Consider the following 21,772-nt stretch of genomic DNA (forward strand, 5'->3'; position numbering starts at 1 on the left):
CAGAGGCGAGTATGGACGTTCCACTCCACGACGACCTCGGCGGGCAGGTCGCGCTCGTGACGGGCGCGAACCGCGGTATCGGTCGCGAGATCGCGACGAACCTCCGTGACCTCGGCGCGACGGTCTACGCGGGCGTGCGCTCGATGTCGAACGACGTGCCCGAGGGGACGGAACAGGTGTTCGTCGACGTGACGCAGGAGGGTGAGGTCTCCACCGCCATCGACGGCATCTACTCCGAAGTTGGCCGACTCGACATCCTCGTCAACAACGCCGGCGTCGGGGAGTTCGGCGACGATATCGTGAAAGAACCGGTCGAGCGCATCGACCGGACGCTCGCGACGAACCTCCGCGGGCCGATGCTCGTCTGTAAACACGCCGTTCCCCTGCTCATTCAGGATGGAGGGAGAGTCGTCAACGTCTCCTCGGGGATGGGCGCGCTCTCCGAGATGGGCGACGGCTCGCCGGCGTATCGCGTCTCCAAGGCGGGGCTCAACGGCCTGACGACCTACCTCGACGCGCAGTACGGCGAGAAGGGGCTCATCGCCAACTCGGTCTGCCCGGGGTGGGTTCGCACCGATATGGGTAGCGTGGAGCGAAGCTCCACGGACCGTGCGAGCGGGCGAAGCCCGCGAGCAGATGGTGAGGAGGCCGACCGCCCGGTCGAGAAGGGAGCCGAAACCCCGACGTGGCTCGCGCGGTTCGCCGAGGGCGCCCCCGCAGGAAAGTTCTGGCGCGACAAGGAGATCATCGACTGGTAGCGTCGTCAGGAGTAGCGCTCTTCCTCCCACGGGTTCGCGCTGGTCGAGTAGCCGCGGCGCTCCCAGTAGCCGCGTTCGGACTCGGTGAGGAACTCGACGCCCGTGACCCACTTCGCACCCTTGTAGGCGTAGCGGTGGGGCGTGACGACCCGCAGCGGTCCCCCGTGGTCGGCAGGCAGGGGTTCGCCGTCCAGCTCCCAGGTGAACAGCACCTCCTCGCGCATGCACTCGGAGAGGGGGAGGTCCGTGGTGTAGCCGTCCTGCGCGTGGAACATCACGTGCGTCGCGTCGTCGGTGACGCCGGCGTGTTCCGCGAGCGTGGGGAACGTGACGCCCGTCCACTCACAGTCGAACCGGGACCAGCCGGTGACGCAGTGGAAGTCCTGTCTCTGGGTCTCGTGGGGGAGCGCCTGGAACGCCTCGAAGGAGAGCGCCAGCTGCTCGTCGACGGCGCCCCACACCTCGAACGTCCAGTCGTCGGGGAACGAGGGGGTCCCGCCCTTCGAGAGCACCGGGAACCGCGTCGTCTCGCGCTGTCCCGGCGGGAGTCGGTCCTCGCCGAACTCCTGATAGAGGTCGGTGACATCCTTCATACCTCTCCTGTGGGCCCGCGGTAGGAGAGTGTAACGCCTCCGGGTTGGGTGAGTCGGAACTCCGCGGTCGGAACCGGAAACACGGGTTTCGAGAGTGCGAAACGATATTGTACGAAGCGCAAACCTCGACACCAGAATTAAATACTCGACTTGCGAACTTTCGAACAATCCGATGCCCAAAGTAGAGATCAACGTCCCGGATCACCTCGACGTGCAGATCGCGCAGCTGGTAGAGCAGGGGGAGTTCCTCAACCGTGAGGAGGCCATCGAGGAACTGCTCTCGACCGGTATCCGGGCGTACAAGACGAGCGGGCCGATGGACGAGGAGGAACCGGGCTACGAGGAGGACGGGATGATGGGCCACGAGGACGAGTACGTCTTCTGAGGTGTGTAACGGGGTTCCACGCAACCCTTATTGCGAACTGAACGTATCCACGAGTATGCACAAAGACGAGCTGCTCGAGCTTCACGGCCACATGGTAGAGATCATGGAGACGTTCCGCGAGATGGAGGACGTCGACTCTTCCGCCTTCGAGCCGTACGGGCAGCTCGACGTCTCCCCCGACGACGTCCACAAATCGAAGAGCGAGCACAAACACGCGGTGTTCGTGCTCGGCAACGCGCTCGCGGTCGTCATGAGCGACGACGAGTTCTCCGATGCGGGCCGGATCGGCAAGCGGATGGAGGAGCTCGCGAAGGACGCCGAGTCCAAACTGTAACCTGACCGCTCCGCTCGAACCTTCCCGCGATTTTCTCCCCCGGCCGCGCCCCCGTGAATCCCGTGGCCGGAACTTATTTCCTCTCGCTCCGGTTTCTCCGGGTATGGAGCGTTGGGTCGACGAGATCGAAGACTGGGACTCCCGTCGTGCGAGCGATGGCTATGCGGGCTTACACGCGCTCGCGGACGAGGGGTTCTCCGGTGCGGCCTCCGCCGGTGGGACGTGGGCGTTCCTCGTGAACGGCCGTGTCGTCGGCGTGTATCAGCACCGGCAGACCGCCGCCGGCAGCGAGATTTCTCCCGCCGATATCGAGCGGTTCGAGGACGCCGCCATCACCGCGTACGAAGCCCCCCACCCCGCCCTCCCGTTGCTCATCGCCATGCAGGCGAGCGACGGTGAGACGCGAGGGCGATACTACACCGGGAACACCCCGCTCTCGGAGGTCCACGAGACCCTCTCGGGTGGGTTCACTGGCTACGTCGAGCTCTCGGAGAACGTCCTCTCGGGGGACTACTACACCGTCTATCAGGGTGGGCGGGCGTCACACCTCGCGTTCATCGGGAACGCAAAGCGGCTGCTCACCGACGAGGAGGCACAGGAACGCGCCGAGGACGAGGTCGGCATCTACGAGGTCGTCGCGGTGGACATCGAGGTCACGGAGCTCCCCGAGGTCGATGACGAGGAGTCGGACACCGCGGCCGTCGTCGGTGGCGGTATCGACGAGTCGACTGAGGACCCGACCGAGGATGACCCCGAGGAGTCGACGACGGCGGAGCCGGAAGATACCGAGGAGAGCGACGAGGCCGCCGTCTCGGGGGAACCGGCCACTGAGGACGAACGTGAGGGTCGGAGCACCCCTGAAGAAGCGGCTGAGGAACTGACGGAGCCCGAGTCAGAGCCCGAGCCCGAGTCAGAGGACGCTGCGGACGACGAGCCCGCCCCCGAGCCGGCCACGGAGCCTGCCGCGGCCGACGACACCGACGCGACGGACGAGCCGCGGGACGAACAGCCGGAGCCGGAGTCGGCGGTCACGGCCGTCGAGGAGTCCGACTCGCAGGCGGCGACGGGAGACTCCCACACGGCGACGGCTGCGTCGTCCCCGGTGGACGCGGCGACGGCCGCCAGCGCCCTCGCGACGCACACCATCCCCTCCCTCGACCCCGAACGGAGCGGGACCGGTGATGGGGGGTCGGCGTCGGCCGCCACGGCAAGCCGGACGGTCGACGGCCGTTCATCGTCTCCGGATTCGAGCAGCGGGACGGAGGAGCCGGCGGCCAGCGCGGAGCTGGAGGAGCTCCGGAACGAGCTCGAACGAACGCGGTCGGAGGCGGAGTCGGCCCAGGCCGCGCTGTCGGAGGCCGAGGCTGACCTCGAATCCACGCGCGAGGAGCTGCAGCAGGTGCGGGCCGAGCGTGACGAACTGGCCCAGCGCGTCGAGGAGCTGGAGACGCAGCTGGCGCGACTGGAGGAGGCCGGGGCGGCCATCGCGACCGAGGGCCCCGCACTCTCGCGAGCCGAGGCGCTCGCCGGCACGAACCTCTTCATCCGCTACGAGTCGAAGGGGAAGGCGACGCTTGAGAAGGCCCACGACGGCGAATCGGATGCGGAGGCGCTCGCGGAGAACCTCTCGCTCGAACACCACACGCAGTTCGAGGACGAGGGGGCGACCGTCGAGGGGCGGCCGTTCGACGAGTGGCTGGCCGAGAGCCAGGAGTTCCAGTTCGCCCGCTGGCTCGTCACGAAGCTCCTGTTCGAGATCCGGGAGACGCGCTCCGTCGAGGGGATGCGTGGCCTCTACGACGCGCTTCCCCGCATCGACCGCATCCAGTTCGCGGGGAGCGTCACCTTCCGCGACGAGGAGGAGGGGGAACGCGAAGTGCGCTACGACTGCGTCGCCCGCGACAAGATGGGCGAGCCGCTCGTCGTCGCGAACCTGGAGGCGGGTCGCGACCCCGTCACCGAGTCGGCGATGGCGTCGCTCGTCACGGACACGGAGGCAGTCGTGACGGCCGAACCGACCGTCGCCTCGGGGATGCTCGTCACGGCGTCGTTCTTCGACCCGGCGGCGCTGGAGACGGCCCAGCAGGCGACGAGCGGGAGTCTCCTGAGTCGAGACAAACGGCGGAGTTTCGTGAAGCTCTCGAGAAAACGCGGCTTCCATCTCTGTCTCGTCGAATCACGCGACGAGACGTTCCATCTCTCGATTCCGGATCTCTAGTTAGCCTTCGACTTCCGCGATGGAGTCGATCTTCATGCCGTCGAGCTTCTCGACGATGTCGTCGATCTTGTCGTCGAGGTCGTCGACGAACTCGTGGGTGGTCTCCGTCGTGATGGCACCCTGACTGGAGGGCTCGATGAGGTTCTCCTCTTCGAGGACACGAAGCGAGTAGCGGACCTTGTGGTGTGGGTAGCCCGTCTCGTTGGACATCTTCACGATGCCGATGGGCTCGTTCTCGATGACCATCTTCAGGACCTGCAGATGGCGTTCAAGCATATCGACTTCCTTCTCAAGGCGGTCTATCATGGCATTTGTTAACTTGTGTTTAGTGCTTTTAAAGGTTGCCCTCCAGGACGGTGGTTTCGCCGGAAAATCGCCGCCACACTGTGACGCTCTGAACGTTTCCCACACGGCATAATATGTCTTGTGACTTTGCGAACCGTCCCCAAGGATCGTTCGTGTGGGTCCACCTCTCCCGGGCGCTGTGGCAATCGAAATCTCCTTACCGCGGCCTCCGAAACACTCGGCGTAAAAATGACTGTCACCATCGTCGGTTCGCAACTCGGCGACGAGGGGAAAGGCGGCATCGTCGACGTCTACGGCGAGGCTGCCGACGTCGTCGTGCGGTACCAGGGCGGCGACAACGCCGGCCACACCGTCGTCCACGAAGGCGAGAAGTACAAGCTCTCTCTGGTCCCCTCGGGGGCCGTCCGCGGGAAGGTGGGGGTGCTCGGCAACGGCTGTGTCGTCAACCCCGAGACGCTGTTCTCGGAACTCGACACGCTCCGCGAGCAGGGGCTCACCCCCGACGTGCGCGTCGCGGAACGCGCCCACGCCATCCTCCCGTACCACCGCGTGCTGGACGGGATCGAGGAGGCGGAGAAGGAGGACCTCGCCGCGGGGACCACGGGTCGCGGTATCGGCCCCACCTACGAGGACAAGGCCGGCCGCCGTGGCGTCCGTATCGGCGACCTGCTCGACCCCGAGGTGCTGCGCGAACGCCTGGAGTACGTCGTCCCGCAGAAGCGCGCGCTCGTCGAGAACGTCTTCGGCCACGACCCCGACGACGAGCAGTTCGAGGGCGCGTTCGACATCGACGCCCTCTACGAGCAGTACCGCGAGTACGGCGAGCGACTCGCCGACAACGGGATGGCCGTCAACGCCAGCGCCTTCCTCGCGGCCCAGCGCGAGGCGGGGAAGAACGTCATGTTCGAGGGTGCCCAGGGCACCTCGCTCGACATCGACCACGGGAGCTACCCGTACGTCACCTCCTCGAACCCGACCGCTGGCGGCGCGGCCGTCGGTGGCGGCGTCGGTCCTACCGTCGTCGGACAGGGGGAGATCGTCGGCATCGTGAAGGGCTACCTTTCGAGAGTCGGCACGGGCCCGATGCCCACCGAACTCGGCTTCGTCGAGGGGCAGACCCCCGAGGACGGTGGTGACACCTCCGACGAGGCGGAGGAGCTGGCGAAATTCATCCGCGACGAGGGTGGCGAGTACGGCACCGTCACCGGCCGCCCCCGCCGCGTCGGGTGGCTCGACATGCCGATGCTCCGTCACGCCGCGAACGTCAACGGTTTTACTGGGCTTGCGGTGAACCATCTCGACGTGCTCGCGGGGCTCGACGAGGTGCAGGTCGGTCACTCCTACACGCTCGACACCACCGAGCAAAGCTCGGCGAGCAATCAGAACGCGACGCGTTCTGATGATGGAGAGGAGATCCTCACGATGCCCGCGACGACGGAGAAGTGGGCGCGCTGTGAGGCGAACCTCCGCACCTTCGACGGCTGGGCCGACCCGGACTGGACCGAGGTCGCCGCCGAGGGGTACGACGCCCTCCCGGAGAACGCGAAGGCCTACCTCGAGTACATCGCCGACGAGTTGGAGACGCCCATCTACGTCGTCGGTGTCGGCCCCGGCCGCGAGGACACCGTCATCGTCGAATCGGTCTGGGACTGAACAGCTCCGGGTACGACTCGATCTCCGCCCATCCCTCCCCCTCTTTCACGCGCTCGACCCGGATGTCAGTGAAGTAGTCGTCCAGCACCGCGGCCCGCTCCTGTCTGAGCGGCGGGGTGCAGTAGTCCTCCTCCTCCCAGACGGCCTCACCCGTCTCCGGGTCGACCCGCGCGTCACGCAGTGAACTCGCGAGCGCGTTGCCGAACGGCCGCATCCGGTCGATTTCGTCGGTTTCGAGCCACGCCGCGAGGTCGTCGAGTTCGTCGGTCGGGGTCGCCCGCACGAGATAGAACGCCATGGGGGGAGTAGGCGCTCGCCGGGAATAAGTCCCGCCCGCGGGGCGGGGCGACCCGCCTCCGGCACCCTTTTGATACGCCCACCCGGAGACGGTGACATGAAGGAGTCGCTGATGGACATCATCTGCTGTCCGCTCGACAAACACGACCTCGACCTCGATGTCGTGCGCCGGGACGACGAGGAGATCATGGAGGGGACGCTCACCTGCACCGAGTGTGGCGAGACGTTCCCCATCGAGGAGGGCATCCCGAACCTCCTGCCGCCGGACATGCGCGAGTAACGCGAACGCTTTTCTTCCGCGGCCCCGACACCCTGTCCGTGACTGACATGCTCGTCGCGGTGGTGAACCGCACCGGCCCGCGCTCGCTCGAGGTTCCGGCGTCGTTCGACACCGCCGACTCGTTCATCGTCGAACTCCGCAACGAGGGCGAGCCCACCCACGTCCACCTCCGACCGGACGACGCGCTCTCCCGCGCGGCGAGCCTGGACGCGACCAACTACTACCTCGACCGGGGTGACAGACGACGGCTGACCGTCCACGTCGCGGAGGGGCTGGACGAACGGGTGACCGGGGGGCTGCGCATCGTCATCGCGTACGGTGCCGAGGAGCGGACCGTCGAGGTGACCGTCGGCCCCGAGACGGAGCGCCAGGTGACCGTCGACCCCGCGCTGTCGAAACCGAAGGCGGAGCCGGAGCCCTCGCCGCTCGAACGGCTGGCCGAGCGCGGACTGATCCCCGTGGTCGTGCTGTTCGCCGTGGGGCTGTTCTTCCTCCTCCTGGGCGTGTTCGCCCCCGCGGGGCTGGGGCTGCTGTTCTACTCCATCGCCAGTGTCGCCGTGGTGCTCGGGCTGGGGGCGCTCGTGGTCCGCTGAGGGGCCGCTACTCCTCGTGCGCCTCGCCCGTCTCGTGGTGCGCCGCGTGCTCGTGGACCGGTAGCTCCCCGTCGTGCATCCGCTTCGCCCGGAGGTAGCGGGCGCGGTAGCGGTTCGCGCCCTCGTAGACGTCCGCCTCGCGAATCTCGTCGATGCGGCCGTCGGCCACCGCGTTGACGAGGTCGTCCAGCTGTGCCTTCTCGGAGGGGGTGAGTTCGAGGGTGTACTCGTGGGTCTCCTCCTCCTCGAGTTTCGTCCACTTGCGCGAGGCGGCGACGACGAGCGAACAGGGCTCACGGCAGGGGAACTCCCCCTCGCCGCGCGGTGCGTCGAGCGGGGTGTCCCCGTCCTCGTCCCACATCCGGCGTTTGAGACACTGCGAGTCGTCACAGCAGGCGTGGGCGACCCAGTTCACGGCCTCCTCGGGGAGCTCCTCGATGAGCCCATAAATCCCGGTCTGGCGTTCCGCGGTCTCACGGAAGTGGCTGATATCCAGCTCCCCCTCGCGCTCGCGGTACCAGTTCGCCACCGTCGCGGGGTAGACGTACTCGACCGTCTGCACGCAGTCCCGGGCGTCGAGCGGCGCGAACGCCCACCCGGTCGGCAGCGAGGGCGCGGTCTTCAGCGGGCGGTAGCGCCCCTTCTCGTCGTACTTCACCAGCTCTCGCGCGTCGAGCGGGTCATCGTGGCGGTCGAGATCGCCGAGGGCGTGATCACTGTCTCTGACGTGGCGCACGTCGTACACCCGGTCGTCGCCGTCGAGCTGGACGGTGACGTGGAGCTCCCCCCACTCCTTCCCGGTCCCTTCGGCGAGCGCCGCGTACCGCTCGGGAACGGCGTGTTCCTCGGCGCCTTCGACCCACCGGAGGAACGCGCGGTTCGCATCGCTCGGGATGGAATGAAAGAAGAACCAGTTGTGGACGAAATCGTGGTTCTCGGCGGCGCGGTCACGGAACTCCCCCTCCGAGAGGCCGGTCCACGTCTCCCCCGGCGTCCCGAACGTGTAGCCGTCCGCGTCGTGGGTGGCGTGCAGGCCGTCGTACTCGACCCCATCGGGTGCCACCTCCACGAGCGCGTCGACTGGCGAGTCGGTCATACCCTGTATTCACACGACGGCGTAAAGAAGCCTCCCGAACCGGAATCCCGTCTACACGCGCTGACGGGTCCGACCGGTCTGCCGGTCGACGGTCCGCTCCGCGGCGTCCGCGACGCGCTCGGCGGCCAACCCAGCCGCCTCGTCCTCACCCAGCAGGTCGAGGGCGCGTTCGCGCTCGCCGTGGACGACGGCGGTCCGGTAGCCCAGCGCAAGCGCGTTGTCGAGCGCCTCGATAGCGGGCTCGGGGAGCGCGCGCTCGTTGTAGAGGAAGCCGAGCGTGTACCAGGCCTCCGGGAGCCGGGGGTCCAGCTCGACGGCGCGCTCGGCGTGTTCGAGCGGCTCCGAGGAGTCGCCCGACTCCCACAGCGCGTACGCGAGGTTCGTCTCGGCGATGGCGGCGAACGCCCCTTTCGGGTCGATGGCCAGCGCCTCGAAGTAGGCGCCGATTGCCTCGTCGTACTCCTCGAGCTGGGCGAACGCCACGCCACGATTCACCCACGCCTCGGCGGCGAGCGTCTCGTCGTCGGTGTACCGCGCGGCCCGGGTGAACGCGTCGATCGCCTGCTCGTACTGCTCGATGGCGACGTACTCCAGCCCCACGTCGATGAGCGCGGAGGCGTCAACGTCGTCGGGAACGAGCTGTTCGTCGGCGAGCAGGTCCGCGAGCACGGCGTCGTCCGCGGGGTCGACGAGATGCCGCTCCATCCCGTCCTCGAGCGTGAACCCCGCGTAGGGGTCGCCGAACCCCTGTCCCTCCGAATAGCGGTGGCTGGGAGTCATGCCGTCGTACAGGTCGCGAGGAGAGATAAGCCGTTGGAGTGCTCAGTCGGCCGTCGGCGCCGTCTTCCGAGTGAGCTCTTTGACCTGCTCGGCAACATCTCCCACGTTCGCCCCCGCGTCGCGCGCCCGTTCGAGGATCACGTCGGCCATGAGCGCCTCCGTCCCGACCGCGCCGGCGTACCAGATGCGGTGGCCGTCCACCTCGCCCGGCACGGGGTACCCCGTCCGGTAGTCGTCGGTGAGCCCCATGTCCTCGGGGATGTCCTCCTGGGTGTGGAAGCCGTCGGCGATGAAGAGGGGAACGACGACGATGTCGTCGGTCGAGAACAGCTCGGCCACGTCGTCGACCTCCGGCTCCTCGTCCATGTACACCGCCATCACCTCGTCGAAGCGGTCCATCGCGCGGAGGCGCTCGACGTGGTACTCGATGGCCTTCGCCGAGTTCTCGTTGCGCTCGGTGCCGTGACCGACGACGGCGAGGCCGAACCCCGGCCCCACCTCGGGGTCCTCCGTCACCGTCTCCGCCCGCCGGACGATCACGTCCGTCATCGAGTCGTGCGTGCCCACGGGGCCGCAGTAGTGGACCGTCTTCCCCGCCACGTCCGTCGCGGTGAGCGTCGTGGACGAGGCCGAGGTCCCGTCCGACTCCCACTGCGAGACGTCCCACGCCTCCAGTCTGAGCTCGCGGGGGATGACCTGCTCCGTGAAGTACCCCTCCGAGATGAACAGCGGCACGACGAACACCTCCTCGGATTCGACCGTGCGCAGGACCTCCCGGAAGGAGGGCTCCTCCTTCCAGAACGCCTCCCTCACCTCGTCGAAGATCCCCAGCTCGCGGATGGTGTCCGCGTGGTCGTACGTCGGCGTCGACGAATCCGGGTTGAGATGCGACCCGTGCGCGACGATGACGAGCGCTTGTGACATCTTGATCCGTATATTGTCTCTTGGAGTCTTAGATGCTTCCTCTCCGGCTTTCTGGGTGGTGTTTTTGATGGGTGTGTTCCTGATTTTGGTTCGTTTATCATGGTGCTGGTGCGCTGGGGTCTGCGAACGCCTGCAAAGCCCTCACGCTCTCGACTCGGTTCGCCCGCTGCGCTCCTCGTCACTCGCTTACGCTCGTTCCTGCGGTGCTTGTCGGTGCGAGCCGTCGCCGAGACCGCTCGCCCTTTGCGATTCCGCCAGGACAGCAACCGCGCCAGCCTTTCCCCGGCTCGCGCTCGCGCTCACGAGTGTTCGCGCCACGCGCGACCGGCCACGCGGCTGTGTGTGCGTACCCGTGAGCGAAACGCGAACGGGTCGCACCACAAGGGAAAGGTAGGTGCTGTGCGGGGCGGACCTGGTGGACTCGCAAAGGGCGAGGGCTTTGCATGTGTTTGCGGTTCCGAACTCCTCGAACGAGTAAACTCCAAAAATCCGGACCAATGAGAGTTAAGCGACCACGGCCCACCACTCACACCACGATGACCGTCGCTTCGGACACTCGCCAGGCCGTTAGGGCCCACCCGTTTCTCTACGACGCGCTCCGTGCAGGCGTCGTCAACTACACCGCAGCGGCGCGGTTCCTCGATGTGGGAGAAGAAGAGGCCGTCGCCGCGGCGCTCAGGCGCTATGCGGCGGACCTCACGTCGTACGAATCCCCCGAGACGGACGCACGGGTGAACATGCAGTCGGGGCTCGGCCCGACCGACGATCCCGAGGAGGCCCTCCTTCGGGTGAGCGACATCGCGCTCGCCCCTGGAGCGGGCGACCTCACGGCCATCACGGCCACCGGGGACGGGGTGGACCCGCACGCGCTCGGGCACGCGCTCGGCTGTCTCCACGCGGCGGGCGTGGCGGTGGGGGCGGCCGGGGCCGTCGACGGCGTGCTCCTCGTCGTGGTCACCCGGCGTGACGGGGTCGACGCGCTGCGCGTGGTGGAGGACGCGCTGTCGTAGCGTTCCGACGACTTGAATTGGGGGCACCGAGAACGCGAGTACATGCTCCGCGTGCACAACACGCTCTCCGGCGAGCGCGAACCGTTCGAGCCACAGGACCCCGACTCCGTACTGCTCTACTACTGTGGCCTGACGGTCTCGGATTTCGCGCACCTCGGGCACGCACGCGGCTGGGTCCACGTCGACGTGATGCACCGCTTCCTCGAACACGCGGGCTACGACGTCCGGCACGTGGAGAACTTCACGGACGTGAACGAGAAGATCGCGGCCCGCGCGGGCGAGGAGGGCCTCGGCGACACCGAGAGCGAGGTGGCGGAACACTTCGTCGCCCGGACCATCGACGACATGCGCGCGTTGAACCTCCTGCGCGCGGAGGTGTACCCCCGCGTCTCCGAGCACATCCCCGAGATCATCGGGCTCATCGAGACGCTCATCGACCGCGGCTACGCCTACGAGTCGAACGGCTCCGTCTACTTCGACGTGACCGCCTTCGACGACTACGGGAAGCTCTCCAATCAGCGCGTCGAGGAGCTGGAGGCGCAGGGCGACGAGGCCGAGCGAAGCGAGAAACGCCACCCGCAGGACTTCGCGCTCTGGAAGGCCGGGGGCGTCTCGCCGGAGGACATCCGCGCCCATGCAAAGCACGACCACGGCGACGACGTGCCCACGGGCGAGACGTGGGAGTCGCCGTGGAGCGAGGGGCGGCCCGGCTGGCACATCGAGTGCTCCGCGATGTCGATGACGCATCTCGACGAGACCATCGACGTCCACGTGGGCGGGCAGGATCTGGTCTTCCCGCACCACGAGAACGAGGTGGCCCAGAGCGAGGCCGCCACTGGGCAACGGTTCGCGAACTACTGGCTCCACGTCGGGCTGCTCGACACCGGGGGCGAGAAGATGTCCTCCTCGCTGGGGAACTTCTTCACCGTCCGGGACGCCGTCGCCGAGCTGGGGACGAACGTCGTCCGGATGTTCCTGCTCTCCACGCAGTACGGCCAGCGCCAGACCTACTCGGAGGAAACGATAGAAGAGGCCCGACAGCGCTGGGACCGGCTCGCGACGGGCTACGAGCGCGCGGTCGACGCGCTCGACTCTCCCGAGGCGCACACGAAGGTCGAGGACGACGACCTCCGCGAGGCGGTCGAACTCGCGGGAACGAGCATCGACGAGGCGATGGCGGACGATTTCAACACCCGCGAGGCGCTCGCCGCGCTGCTCGATCTCGTCGCCGCGACGAACCGCCACGTCGACGGCGCGACGTACGACTACCGGGGACTTCGCGAGGCCGTCGAGCTCCTCGAAACGTACGGCGAGGGGGTCTTCGGCTTCGCCTTCGACGGCGACACCGAGGGGAAGGTCGGCATCGCCCCCGAACTCGTCGACCTCCTGCTCTCCATCCGCGAGGAGGAGCGCGAGGCGGGCAACTACGAGCGGGCCGACGAGATTCGCGACCGTATCGAGGCGCTCGGCGTCGAGGTACAGGACACGGACGAGGGGCCGACGTTCAAACTGTAACGACGGAATCTGTCGTCGGCCACAGGACTTTTTGCGTATTCGTGAGTACCGCCGGGTATGGCACGACGCGCTGTCGCGGCCCTACTGCTGGTTGGGCTGATGCTCACGAGTGGCTGTATCGGCTTTCTGACCGGTGGAGAGGCACTCTACTTCGACTCCGGGACGGTCTCGGAGACGGACGCGGCGAAGAGCGACACCGGCTACGAACTCGAACGGCAGGGGGCGAACAACCTCACGCGGACGTTCAGCGTCGCCGGACAGGAGCGGAACGTCACCGTGACGAACCACTACGCGGAGTACTCCAGAACCGCGGACGCGCCGCTGTTCGGCGACACGAAGGTCTCGCGGTTCAGCGTGTTCGCCACGCCGCAGGTCGAGATCGCGGGCCAGGGGCCGTTCAACCCCGTCTCTCGGATGTCGAACCGCGAGCTCGTGTTGCGGCTCCAGCAGCAGTACTCCGCCATCGAGGACGTCCAGTTCGTCTCGAACCGGACGGTGACGATGCTCGGCGAGGAGACGACCGTCTCGAAGTACAACGCGACGGCGACGATGGAAGGCGGCCAGGAGGTCGAGGTGACCATCCACATCACGAAGGTCCAGACGGAGAGCGACTTCGTCATCGCCGCGGCCGTCCACCCGACGAAGGTGGACGAACAGCAGGAGGTCGACCGGATGCTGGAAGGCGTCCAGCACAGCGAGTAAGCCACTCCCCGCTCGACCCCACGACAACGCTTTTTTCGGTTGCCGGCGCACGCCGGGTATGGACCGCACGGCCCTCGCCGGGCTCCTCATCACGCCGCTCGCGCTCGCAGGCTACGTCATCGGAGCAACGTACGCGTATCCGGGCCGGGCGCTCACCCTCCCGGGGCTGATGGTCGGGGCGACGCTCCTCGCGCTCGGACGGTGGTCACGGTGATCGAGACGGTCGTGTTCAACGACGCGGGGGTGACGACGTACACGGAGGACGCGCTGGCCGAGGCGAAGGCCGCGACGGGAACGACGTGGGTCCGGGTGTACGACGCCACGCCCGAGGAGATCCAGACCGTCGCGGACACCTTCGGTATCCACCCGCTGGCGGTGGAGGACGTGCTCAACGAGGTCCCCCCGAAGACCGAGGAGTTCTCGGCGTACAGCTTCGCGCTCGTGAAGGCCGCGGAGCTCCGGCGCGGCGAGCAGACGTTCGAGGAGGAGGTCTTAGACCGCACCGTCGGCGCCTTCTTCGGCGACGACTGGGTCGTCTCGATGACCACCGTCGGGCTCCCCGTCATCGCGCGGGTGTGGGACGCGGTCGAACGCGGCGACGAACGGCTCCTCCACCGCGGCGCGGACTTCACCGCCTACCGTATCATCGACGTGGTGGTCGACGGCTACTTCGAACTGCTCGACGACATCGAGGACGACATCGAACGCAGCGAGGAGGAGGTGCTCGAATCGACGGAGATCGAGACGCTCGAACGGCTCAACAGCGTCCGGCGTGACCTGCTGGCCTTCCGGAAGATCGCGTGGCCCACGCGCGAGGCCGTGGGGACGCTCGCGCGCGGCGACACCGCCCACGTCCAGCCGGAGACGGAGAAGTACTTCCGCGACGTCTACGACCACCTCGTGCAGGTGGTCGACCTCACGGAGACCTACCGCGACCTGGCCCGCGGTGCGCGCGACATCTATCTCAACACGCTCTCGCAGTCGACGAACGAGGTGATGAAACGGCTCACGGTCATCGCCATCATCTTCCTTCCACTCACCTTCATCGCCGGCCTGTTCGGCATGAACTTCGAGGTGATGCCCGAACTCGCGTGGAGTGGCGCGTACCACGCCAGCCTGTTCGGGATGACGGCCGTCGCCGGTATTCTGGTGGGCTACTTCTACCGCGAGGGCTACCTATAGCGCCAGCGGCCACAGCAACACCCCCATCAGGTGGGCCCGCTGACAGCCGAGTCGGACCGGAACGAGCCCGACGAGCGTCGCGAGCAGGTAGACGCCAACGCCCAGCGTGCCGGCGAAGAGCCACGAGAGTCCCGCCAGTCCGAGGAGAATAGAGACCGAGAGCCCCCGCGGCGGGAGGTTCCCCACGACGGTGAGATAGCGGTCCCCGAGACCGACGACGAGGAGCAGCCCCGCCACGGCGGCGACCGCGACCGAGCCGAGGAGAAACGGGAGGTCGAGCGGTGCGTCCAGCGAGTCGACAGCGACGAGCACGCCCGTCCGGGGGGTCCCGAGCGCGACCAGGGCGAACAGCGCGAAGATGGTGTTGGCCGTATCGACCCCCGACGTGGCGACGACGAACCCGCGCGCCCCGTAGCGCCCGGGGGTCGCCACCAGCGCGAGCGTCGCGGCGACCGCCGACGAGACGCCGGGGAGGTAGCCGACGGCCGCGCCCGCGAGCGCCCCGAGCCCCGCGAGCGCGCTCACGACCCGCGGCGCGAGCGCGATGGCCGTGTCGTCCTGCTCGGGGACTCCCGCCCCGCGCATCGCGTCGAGGAGCACGGGCGCGCCGAACAGCCCGGCGAAAAGCGGGGTGAGCACGCTCCCCGGAAGCGGCGCGGATATCGGGAGGTCCAGCGTGGCGAGTCCCAGTCCACCGGCGAGCCCCGAGGCGATGGCTCCGGCGAGCTTCCCCCCGAGTGTCGGCTCGGTGAGCACGAGCAGGAGGGCGACGCCGACGAGAACGACCGAGAGATGGGCGTCGATGGTCGGATACGCGCGGGTCATCGCCGCGGTGATGGGGACCGCGAGCGGGACGGCGAACACCACGGCGAGCCCGGAGCCCAGCGCCGACAGCCGGAGCGCTTCTCGCCCGCGGCCCTGGAGGACGAGCCGATGCCCGGGGAGCGCCGCGGCGGCCATCGCCGGGTCCGGCACCCCGAGTGCGAGCGCCGGGACCGTATCCAGGAAGGTGTGGACGACGCCCGCCGCGAGCATCGCGCCCGCGACGAGCCGCGGGGGACCGGGGAGCGACGGCGCGACCGCGGCGAGCAACAGCGCCATGTTGTTCGCGTGGAGCCCCGGCACCAGCCCGGAACACGTCCCGAGCGCGACGCCGGCGAGGAGGAACCCCAGCGCCGCGACTGACGACTCGGGGACGAACGCGAACCGGACGCCGAACATGGCGACGCTGGTGCGGACTGGTATTTGAAGCTACGCAGGGCTCACGGCGGCGCTGCCGCTCGTCGGCGTGAAGAAAGGAAAGAAGGTCTGTCGTGGACTTAGCCGAACAGCTGACCGAGGCCCTCGCCGTCGGCCTCGTCGTCACCGTCGTCCTCGTCCTCCTCCTCGGCCTCGGCCTCCTCGGCCTCCTCCTCGGAGTCGTCGTCGCTCTCGGCGGCGGCGGAGCCACCCGACGACCCACCAGCGGCGGGGACGGCGGCGGCCTGCTCGACGGCCTCCTCGATGTCGACGTCCTCGAGGGCCGCGACGAGCGCCTTCACGCGGGACTCCTCGACGTCCGCGCCGGCGGACTCGAGAACCGCGGTCAGGTTGTCTTCGTTGATCTCTTCACCGGTCTCGTGCAGGATGAGTGCTGCGTAAACGTATTCCATTTGTGTTCACCCGAACATAGCGCCGAGCGCGTCGCCGCCATCGTCGTCTTCGTCGTCGTCGGTGGCGTCGTCGGCCTCGGCCTCGTGGTCATCAGTCTGTTCCTCCTCCTCCGAATCGTCGGCAGTCGTCTCGCTTTCTGCGACCTGCTCGACGCCGCGAAGCTCCTCGGGGAGGGCTTCGTCGTCGTCGATGACGGCCGCGAGTGCGCGCATCTGACTGTCAGCCCGCGCAACGAGGTCGTCGACGAGGTCCGGGGACTCGATCGCCGCGTGGAGACCGAGCGCCTTCGCCTCGCCGCTCGCCTTGGCGAGCAGCGTCCCCGCCGTCTGGGCGGTCGGGTAGACCGCGTTGACGGAGAGGTTGCGAGCACCGGCCACGGCGGCCTCGATGTCCGCGCGGTACTCGTCGACGTCGATCGCGAGGTCCTCGGGGTCGAACAGCACGCCGTCCGCGAAGACGGAGCGCAGGTCCAGCCCCACTTCCTTCGGCTCGATGCCGAGTTCCGAGAGGACGTTCGCGAGCTGCGTGGAGACCTCCTCACCCGCGGAGAGGACGGTGGAGTCCTCCATCACCTTGATGGAGCCACCGTCGATGCGGGCGTTCGCGCCGACCTGCTGGAGCTCGCCGACGAACGGACCGGGGTCGACCCCGGTGTCACCTTCGGGGATGACGATGTCGTTCGGGGCGATTTCGCCAGCGTTGATGGGTGCGGGCGTCTTCGAGGCCTCGAGCTGCTTGTACAGCCCGAACGGGTTCGCGTTCGTGCCGATGAGTCCGACCTGCCCCTCGATATGCTCGACGAGGTCTTCGAACCCCTCGTCGACCTGTTCGAGTGCACGGACCATCAGGGTGTTCCGCGAGACGCGCAGCTCGGCATCGCCGTGCAGGTCTGCACGCATGCTCTGGAGCTGGCGGCTCGGGATCCCCGCGATGTTCACGACGCCGACCGACTCGTAGTCCTCGATCATGGAGACGAGGGAGGCGATCTCCTCCTGTTTCCACTCGGGGATGTGTTCGGTCTTCCGGGCCTCGGCGCTGTCGGCGCTCATCAGACGGGCACCTCCACGGCCGGCCCCATCGTCGTCTTCACGAAGATGCGGTCGATGTTGAGCGGCCCCTTCTCGAGGTTCGCCTCGAGACGCCGGACGATCACGTCGATGTTCGACGCGATGTCCTCGGCGGTCATGTCCTCCGCCCCGACGCGGGTGTGGAAGGTCCGACGGTCCCGGGAGCGCACCTGAACGGTGTTCTTCATCCGGTTGACAACCTCGACGACGTCGTCGTCGGGCTGCAGTGGCGTCGGCATCTTCCCACGGGGGCCGAGCACGGTACCGAGGTTGCGGGCCACGTCCTGCATCATGTTCGCTTGTGCGACGAAGAAGTCCGTCGCGTCGGCGAGATCCTTCGCTTCGTCAGTGTCGTCACCGAGTTCGTCGAGCTCGTCACCCGAGAACACCTCGTCGGCAACGTCTTCGGCACGAAGGGCGGTCTCACCCTCTGCGAACACAACGATTCGAGTCTCCTGCCCCGTTCCGGACGGAAGGACGATCGACTCGTCGATCCGGTTGTTGGGGTCGTTTAGGTCAAGATCGCGCAGGTTAATCGCGAGGTCCACCGTCTCACGGAAGTTCCGTGTGGGTGCATCCTCGAGTGCGCGAGAGACTGCTTCCTCTATTGTGTCTGCCATTTTTCACCTCCGTAGTTTTCGCCGTACGGCTTCTACGGTGTGAAACAGGCTACGCCTGTCTCATCGGAGACAACACGGATGATGGACTTAAGACCGTCGAAGCGCGTGCGCCCCGCAGGCGGGAGAATCGGCCGTCTGTGGGTGTTTCGCACGGTGACGAGCCGCCGCGGAGGTGGGGGCCACGGCTCGACAGGGGGAGAACCGGAGAGAATCCGGAGTTACGCCTCGAGAACGTCGTCGTAGTCGCCGGCGTCGACGCGCTGTTTGTAGGTGCGCGCGTCCTCGCCCTCGACGGTGACGCCCATGGAAGCGCAGGTCCCGGCGACCTCCTTCGACGCCTGCTTGGCGTCGTACGCGAGGAGGTCGGGGAGCTTCTGCTCCGCGATCTTCTTCAGCTGCTCGACGGTGATGTCGGCGACGAACTTCTCGTTCGGCTCGCCGGAGCCCGTCTCGAAGCCGAGCTCGTCCTTGATGAGCGCGGCCGTCGGCGGGACACCGACGTCGATCTCGAAGGAGCCGTCGTCCTCGTAGGTGACGGTGACGGGCACCTCGGTGCCGTCGAACGCCGCCGTCTGCTCGTTGATTTCGCTGACGACCGCCTGTACGTCGACAGGGGTCGGACCGAGCTCGGGACCGAGCGGCGGGCCGGGATTGGCCTGGCCGCCGGGAACGAGCACTTCGATAGTTCCAGCCATGTACGGGGGAACCCACGGGACGAATTTAAGAGTTGTTTATTCGGCTCACGGGAGCGACACGCCGTGGCGTGCGAGGAAGTCGGAGACCTCCTTGATGACGACGGGGCTGCCGATGATACGGGCGTACCCCTCCACCTCGAAGACGGTGACGAGAAACCGCTCTTCGATGTCCGCGCGAAGCCCCTCCAGCGCCCCGGCCGGGAGAACGATCTGCGTGCTATCCCGGAGACTGGTGGGGTCCGGCATCGTTTCTCCCTTTTGAACCACTCCCCATTAAGATGTTGAAACGTCGTCACAGCGGCACACGCTGGCGGTTTCATCCATCCCTCAGAGATTGACGAGTGCGAGCCCCACGAGCGCGACGATACCGATGAGCCCACTGAGCTGTTCGAGGCCGGTGTCGAACGCGAGCAGGGCGATGGCCGCGTGGGCGAACGCGACGAACGCGACGCCGCCGAGCACCAGCGACCAGCCGAGCTGCCGTTTCTCCATACCCCGGAGGGGGGACCGCACGCACATAACGAACGGCTTCCCGGCAGGGGACCCACACTCAGGCACCGCGAACCGAACGCCAACGAACACCCTTTTAGTCGCCGATAGCGGACGTGTGGGTAATGGGGCTCCAAGAGGAGATCGACGCGATCGAAGAGGAGATCGCTAACACGCCCTACAACAAGTCGACGGAGGCGCATATCGGCCGTCTGAAGGCGAAGTTGGCGGAGAAGAAGGACAAACTCGAACGCCAGCAGGCGGCCGGCTCCGGCGGCGGTGGTGGCTACGCCGTCGAGAAGCACGGCGACGCCACCGTCGCGCTCGTCGGCTTCCCCTCCGTCGGGAAGTCCACCCTCCTCAACGCCCTCACCAACGCCGAGAGCGAGACCGGCGCCTACGAGTTCACCACGCTGAACGTCCACCCTGGCATGCTGCAGTACAAAGGAGCCAACATCCAGCTGATGGACGTGCCCGGCCTCATCGAGGGGGCCGCGGGCGGGCGCGGTGGCGGCCGCGAAGTGCTCTCCGTCGTCCGGACCGCCGACCTCGTGCTCTTCCTGCTCGACGTGTTCGAGGTGGACCAGTACGAACGGCTCAGCGAGGAGCTGTACAAGAACAAGGTCCGGCTCGACACGGAGAAACCCCGTATCTCCGTGACGAAATCCCACAAGGGTGGCATCAAGGTCACCACGGCCGACGGTGTCGACCTCGACGAGAACACGATCAAGGAGGTGCTGCGGGAGTACGGCTACGTCAACGCCGACGTGACCCTCCGGCAGAACCTCGACATCGACCAGCTCGTCGACGCGCTGATGGACAATCGGGTGTACATGCCCTCCCGCGTCGCCGTCAACAAGGTCGATCTCATCAACCCCGACTACAAGGCGGAGGTGGACGCCGAACTCCAGGAGATGGGGATCGACCCCGAGGACGCCATCTTCATCTCCGCGGAGAAGGAGAAGGGGCTCGACGTGCTGAAAGAGGAGATCTTCCAGTCGCTCGGGCTCATCCGCATCTACATGGACAAGCCCGGTCGCGGTGTCGACTACGAGGAGCCGCTCATCCTCACCGAGGGCGAGAACACCGTCGACGACGCCCTGGCGAAACTCGGCGGGAGCTTCGACGACCGCTTCCGCTTCGCCCGCGTCACCGGCCCCTCCGCGAAACACGACGAACAGCAGGTGGGCCGGGACCACGAACTCGAAGACGAGGACGTGCTCCGCATCGTCGCCCAGCGCTGATGGCACACGGCTCGCCGCGCCGTCGCCTCCTCGCGATTCTCCTCCTCGGGCTCCTCCCCTGGACGGTCCTGTTCATCGGCCGCGACGTGGTTTCGTTCGTCTTCCTCCCCGGCCTCCTCGATTACAACCCCGCCGTCACCCCGCCGCTCAGGGGCGTCCCCGTCTGGGAGCTGTTCGCCGCGGGGGGTGGCCTCCCCCGGAACCCCGAGGCCTGGCCCGCGAGCGCCCTGCTGTATCTCCTTTCGCTCGCGTCCGCGTGCGCGGGCGTGCTCGGGCGCGAGGACCCACGCCTGACCGGCGGGGCGCTCGCGCTCGCCGGCGTGGCCCACCTCCTCGTCTCGGGCGCGTTCCTCCACCGACTCGCCTACACGCCCGTGCCCATCGGCCCCGTGTGCGCGCTCGCGCTCGCGTGGTGGTACTACTGGTCCGACGTTCGGGCGCTCGTCCTCGCCCCGCTCCCCGAGGAGTAACCCGCGTTCGTGCCGGAGGGGGAGTCCTTTTGCCGTCGCCGCGTGTCTCCTCACGTGATGCACGCACCACTCGACCACGTGATGATGCGCGTCGAGGACCTCGACGCCTCGCTCGACTGGTATCAGACCCACCTCGACTACGAGGAGAAGGGCCGGTGGGAGGCCGACACCTTCACCAACGTCTATCTCGGTCCCGCGGAGATGGGCGAGGACGCCGCCTACCTCGAACTCACCTACAACCACGGGGAGCACACCTACGACATGGGCGACAAGTGGGGCCACATCGCCGTCCGCGTTCCCGAGGGGGAACTGGAGGCGACCTACGACCAGCTCATGGACGAGGGCGTCGAAGACTACCGCGACCCCGAGTCCTGTGGCGGGCGCTACGCGTTCGTGAAGGACCCCGACGGCCACGAGATCGAGATCGTCCAGCGCGACGAGGGGACCAGATTCTCCATCGACCACACGATGATCCGTATCGAGGATCCCGACTCGGTCATCGGCTGGTGGGCGCGCAAGCTGGAGTACGAGCTCTTCCGGAGATACGAGGGCGACTCCTTCGCGCTCTACTTCCTCGGCCCCGTCGATGCTGGACCGGACGCCATGTCCGTCGAGCTCACCTACAACTACGACGGCCGTTCCTACACCGATGGCGACGCGTGGGGCCACCTCGCCGCCCGCGTCGAGGACCTCGACGCGGCGTGGGAGACCCTCCAGACCCGCGGCGCGGACGACTACCGCTCTCCGGCGGACTGCGATGATCTCTACGCGTTCACCCGTGCAGCCGAGGGATTCGACCTCGAACTCCTCGAAGAACACGTCACCAACTGACGGACCTATCAGCGTTCTGCAAGCCGCCCGTCCGACGCGAATCGCGGGTGTGTTACACCTCCACACACTCGCTCTCT

Annotated in this window: 28 protein-coding genes; 15 read left to right on the plus strand and 13 right to left on the minus strand. The window is 67.4% G+C overall.

The features are described from left to right. Positions 1-11 precede the first annotated feature (11 nt). Positions 12-758 (plus strand): SDR family NAD(P)-dependent oxidoreductase, encoded by a 747-nt coding sequence (locus ACQUQR_RS14480; protein WP_435197218.1) that lies wholly within the window; start codon positions 12-14, stop codon positions 756-758. A 5-nt stretch (positions 759-763) separates the two neighbouring features. On the opposite strand, the gene ACQUQR_RS14485 is transcribed toward ACQUQR_RS14480, so the two are convergent. Next, entirely contained in the window at positions 764-1,351 is a 588-nt protein-coding gene (locus ACQUQR_RS14485; RefSeq protein ID WP_435197219.1) for a sulfite oxidase-like oxidoreductase, read from the minus strand. Between the two features lie 172 nt (positions 1,352-1,523). Between ACQUQR_RS14485 and ACQUQR_RS14490 the strand changes: the two genes are divergently transcribed. The 3 genes from ACQUQR_RS14490 to ACQUQR_RS14500 all read left to right on the plus strand — a co-directional run bounded on the left by ACQUQR_RS14490 (position 1,524) and on the right by ACQUQR_RS14500 (position 4,288). After that, positions 1,524-1,736, plus strand: coding sequence for a DUF7120 family protein (locus ACQUQR_RS14490; protein WP_435197220.1), 213 nt, complete (start codon positions 1,524-1,526; stop codon positions 1,734-1,736). A gap of 55 nt (positions 1,737-1,791) precedes the next feature. After that, positions 1,792-2,070 carry a UPF0058 family protein gene (locus ACQUQR_RS14495; RefSeq protein ID WP_435197221.1) on the plus strand — a complete coding sequence of 93 codons (279 nt, stop codon included), beginning with the start codon at positions 1,792-1,794 and terminating at the stop codon, positions 2,068-2,070. A gap of 103 nt (positions 2,071-2,173) precedes the next feature. Then, on the plus strand, positions 2,174-4,288 hold the full coding sequence (locus ACQUQR_RS14500; RefSeq protein ID WP_435197222.1) for a DUF7527 domain-containing protein: 2,115 nt from the start codon (positions 2,174-2,176) through the stop codon (positions 4,286-4,288). Here the strand turns inward: ACQUQR_RS14500 and ACQUQR_RS14505 are convergent, their stop codons facing one another. After that, a complete protein-coding gene (locus ACQUQR_RS14505) occupies positions 4,289-4,594 on the minus strand; it encodes a hypothetical protein (protein WP_435197223.1) in 306 nt (101 codons plus the stop codon). Between the two features lie 228 nt (positions 4,595-4,822). Between ACQUQR_RS14505 and ACQUQR_RS14510 the strand changes: the two genes are divergently transcribed. Then, complete coding sequence (locus ACQUQR_RS14510) at positions 4,823-6,247, plus strand: adenylosuccinate synthase (protein ID WP_435197224.1); 1,425 nt, start codon at positions 4,823-4,825, stop codon at positions 6,245-6,247. Here the strand turns inward: ACQUQR_RS14510 and ACQUQR_RS14515 are convergent. Then, on the minus strand, positions 6,222-6,545 hold the full coding sequence (locus tag ACQUQR_RS14515; RefSeq protein WP_435197225.1) for a hypothetical protein: 324 nt from the start codon (positions 6,543-6,545) through the stop codon (positions 6,222-6,224). The genes ACQUQR_RS14510 and ACQUQR_RS14515 overlap by 26 nt on opposite strands. A 96-nt stretch (positions 6,546-6,641) precedes the next feature. Between ACQUQR_RS14515 and ACQUQR_RS14520 the strand changes: the two genes are divergently transcribed. Continuing rightward, the gene (locus tag ACQUQR_RS14520; protein WP_435197226.1) at positions 6,642-6,824 is read left to right on the plus strand and encodes a methytransferase partner Trm112; all 183 of its coding nucleotides are present in this window, start codon (positions 6,642-6,644) and stop codon (positions 6,822-6,824) included. Positions 6,825-6,871: 47 nt separating this feature from the next. After that, entirely contained in the window at positions 6,872-7,417 is a 546-nt protein-coding gene (locus ACQUQR_RS14525; RefSeq protein ID WP_435197297.1) for a DUF7524 family protein, read from the plus strand. Positions 7,418-7,424: 7 nt separating this feature from the next. Here the strand turns inward: ACQUQR_RS14525 and ACQUQR_RS14530 are convergent, their stop codons facing one another. Genes ACQUQR_RS14530 through ACQUQR_RS14540 form a run of 3 tightly spaced genes read right to left on the minus strand, consistent with a single transcriptional unit; the run spans position 7,425 to position 10,217 of the window. Continuing rightward, positions 7,425-8,513: a DR2241 family protein gene (locus ACQUQR_RS14530; protein WP_435197227.1), complete on the minus strand. Its 1,089-nt coding sequence runs from the start codon at positions 8,511-8,513 to the stop codon at positions 7,425-7,427. A gap of 51 nt (positions 8,514-8,564) precedes the next feature. Then, positions 8,565-9,293, minus strand: coding sequence for a tetratricopeptide repeat protein (locus ACQUQR_RS14535; protein WP_435197228.1), 729 nt, complete (start codon positions 9,291-9,293; stop codon positions 8,565-8,567). 42 nt (positions 9,294-9,335) lie between these two features. After that, positions 9,336-10,217 (minus strand): CbiX/SirB N-terminal domain-containing protein, encoded by an 882-nt coding sequence (locus ACQUQR_RS14540; RefSeq protein WP_435197229.1) that lies wholly within the window; start codon positions 10,215-10,217, stop codon positions 9,336-9,338. 536 nt (positions 10,218-10,753) lie between these two features. Between ACQUQR_RS14540 and ACQUQR_RS14545 the strand changes: the two genes are divergently transcribed. Genes ACQUQR_RS14545 through corA form a run of 5 tightly spaced genes read left to right on the plus strand, consistent with a single transcriptional unit; the run spans position 10,754 to position 14,626 of the window. After that, entirely contained in the window at positions 10,754-11,227 is a 474-nt protein-coding gene (locus tag ACQUQR_RS14545; protein WP_435197230.1) for a DUF7523 family protein, read from the plus strand. A gap of 42 nt (positions 11,228-11,269) precedes the next feature. After that, positions 11,270-12,742, plus strand: a complete 1,473-nt coding sequence (cysS, locus tag ACQUQR_RS14550) for a cysteine--tRNA ligase (protein ID WP_435197231.1) — start codon at positions 11,270-11,272, stop codon at positions 12,740-12,742. Positions 12,743-12,799: 57 nt separating this feature from the next. Beyond that, complete coding sequence (locus ACQUQR_RS14555; RefSeq protein ID WP_435197232.1) at positions 12,800-13,444, plus strand: DUF6517 family protein; 645 nt, start codon at positions 12,800-12,802, stop codon at positions 13,442-13,444. Between the two features lie 58 nt (positions 13,445-13,502). Continuing rightward, a complete protein-coding gene (locus ACQUQR_RS14560) occupies positions 13,503-13,658 on the plus strand; it encodes a hypothetical protein (RefSeq protein WP_435197233.1) in 156 nt (51 codons plus the stop codon). Continuing rightward, complete coding sequence (corA, locus tag ACQUQR_RS14565; RefSeq protein WP_435197234.1) at positions 13,655-14,626, plus strand: magnesium/cobalt transporter CorA; 972 nt, start codon at positions 13,655-13,657, stop codon at positions 14,624-14,626. Before ACQUQR_RS14560 ends, corA begins: the two co-directional genes overlap by 4 nt. Here corA and ACQUQR_RS14570 read toward each other — a convergent pair. From ACQUQR_RS14570 to ACQUQR_RS14600, 7 genes are all read right to left on the minus strand, one after another. Next, positions 14,621-15,847: a tripartite tricarboxylate transporter permease gene (locus ACQUQR_RS14570; protein ID WP_435197235.1), complete on the minus strand. Its 1,227-nt coding sequence runs from the start codon at positions 15,845-15,847 to the stop codon at positions 14,621-14,623. The two genes, corA and ACQUQR_RS14570, sit on opposite strands and share 6 nt — an antisense overlap. 98 nt (positions 15,848-15,945) lie before the next feature. Next, positions 15,946-16,278, minus strand: coding sequence for a 50S ribosomal protein P1 (gene rpl12p, locus ACQUQR_RS14575; protein ID WP_435197236.1), 333 nt, complete (start codon positions 16,276-16,278; stop codon positions 15,946-15,948). Between the two features lie 6 nt (positions 16,279-16,284). Beyond that, positions 16,285-17,328, minus strand: coding sequence for a 50S ribosomal protein L10 (locus tag ACQUQR_RS14580; protein ID WP_435197237.1), 1,044 nt, complete (start codon positions 17,326-17,328; stop codon positions 16,285-16,287). Further along, complete coding sequence (locus ACQUQR_RS14585; protein ID WP_435197238.1) at positions 17,328-17,966, minus strand: 50S ribosomal protein L1; 639 nt, start codon at positions 17,964-17,966, stop codon at positions 17,328-17,330. Before ACQUQR_RS14585 ends, ACQUQR_RS14580 begins: the two co-directional genes overlap by 1 nt. A gap of 218 nt (positions 17,967-18,184) precedes the next feature. After that, positions 18,185-18,661 carry a 50S ribosomal protein L11 gene (locus tag ACQUQR_RS14590; RefSeq protein ID WP_435197239.1) on the minus strand — a complete coding sequence of 159 codons (477 nt, stop codon included), beginning with the start codon at positions 18,659-18,661 and terminating at the stop codon, positions 18,185-18,187. A 45-nt stretch (positions 18,662-18,706) separates the two neighbouring features. After that, on the minus strand, positions 18,707-18,907 hold the full coding sequence (locus ACQUQR_RS14595; protein WP_435197240.1) for a VNG_1110C family protein: 201 nt from the start codon (positions 18,905-18,907) through the stop codon (positions 18,707-18,709). 81 nt (positions 18,908-18,988) lie between these two features. After that, on the minus strand, positions 18,989-19,153 hold the full coding sequence (locus ACQUQR_RS14600) for a hypothetical protein (RefSeq protein ID WP_435197241.1): 165 nt from the start codon (positions 19,151-19,153) through the stop codon (positions 18,989-18,991). Positions 19,154-19,275: 122 nt separating this feature from the next. Here ACQUQR_RS14600 and ACQUQR_RS14605 point away from each other — a divergent pair, with 122 nt between their 5' ends. Genes ACQUQR_RS14605 through ACQUQR_RS14615 form a run of 3 tightly spaced genes read left to right on the plus strand, consistent with a single transcriptional unit; the run spans position 19,276 to position 21,695 of the window. Continuing rightward, positions 19,276-20,394 carry an OBG GTPase family GTP-binding protein gene (locus tag ACQUQR_RS14605; protein WP_435197242.1) on the plus strand — a complete coding sequence of 373 codons (1,119 nt, stop codon included), beginning with the start codon at positions 19,276-19,278 and terminating at the stop codon, positions 20,392-20,394. Continuing rightward, a complete protein-coding gene (locus tag ACQUQR_RS14610) occupies positions 20,394-20,864 on the plus strand; it encodes a TIGR04206 family protein (RefSeq protein ID WP_435197243.1) in 471 nt (156 codons plus the stop codon). Before ACQUQR_RS14605 ends, ACQUQR_RS14610 begins: the two co-directional genes overlap by 1 nt. Positions 20,865-20,921: 57 nt before the next feature. Further along, complete coding sequence (locus ACQUQR_RS14615; RefSeq protein WP_435197244.1) at positions 20,922-21,695, plus strand: VOC family protein; 774 nt, start codon at positions 20,922-20,924, stop codon at positions 21,693-21,695. Positions 21,696-21,772 lie beyond the last annotated feature (77 nt).

Source organism: Natronomonas sp. EA1 (assembly GCF_051195035.1).
Classification (GTDB): domain Archaea; phylum Halobacteriota; class Halobacteria; order Halobacteriales; family Haloarculaceae; genus JBNTJV01.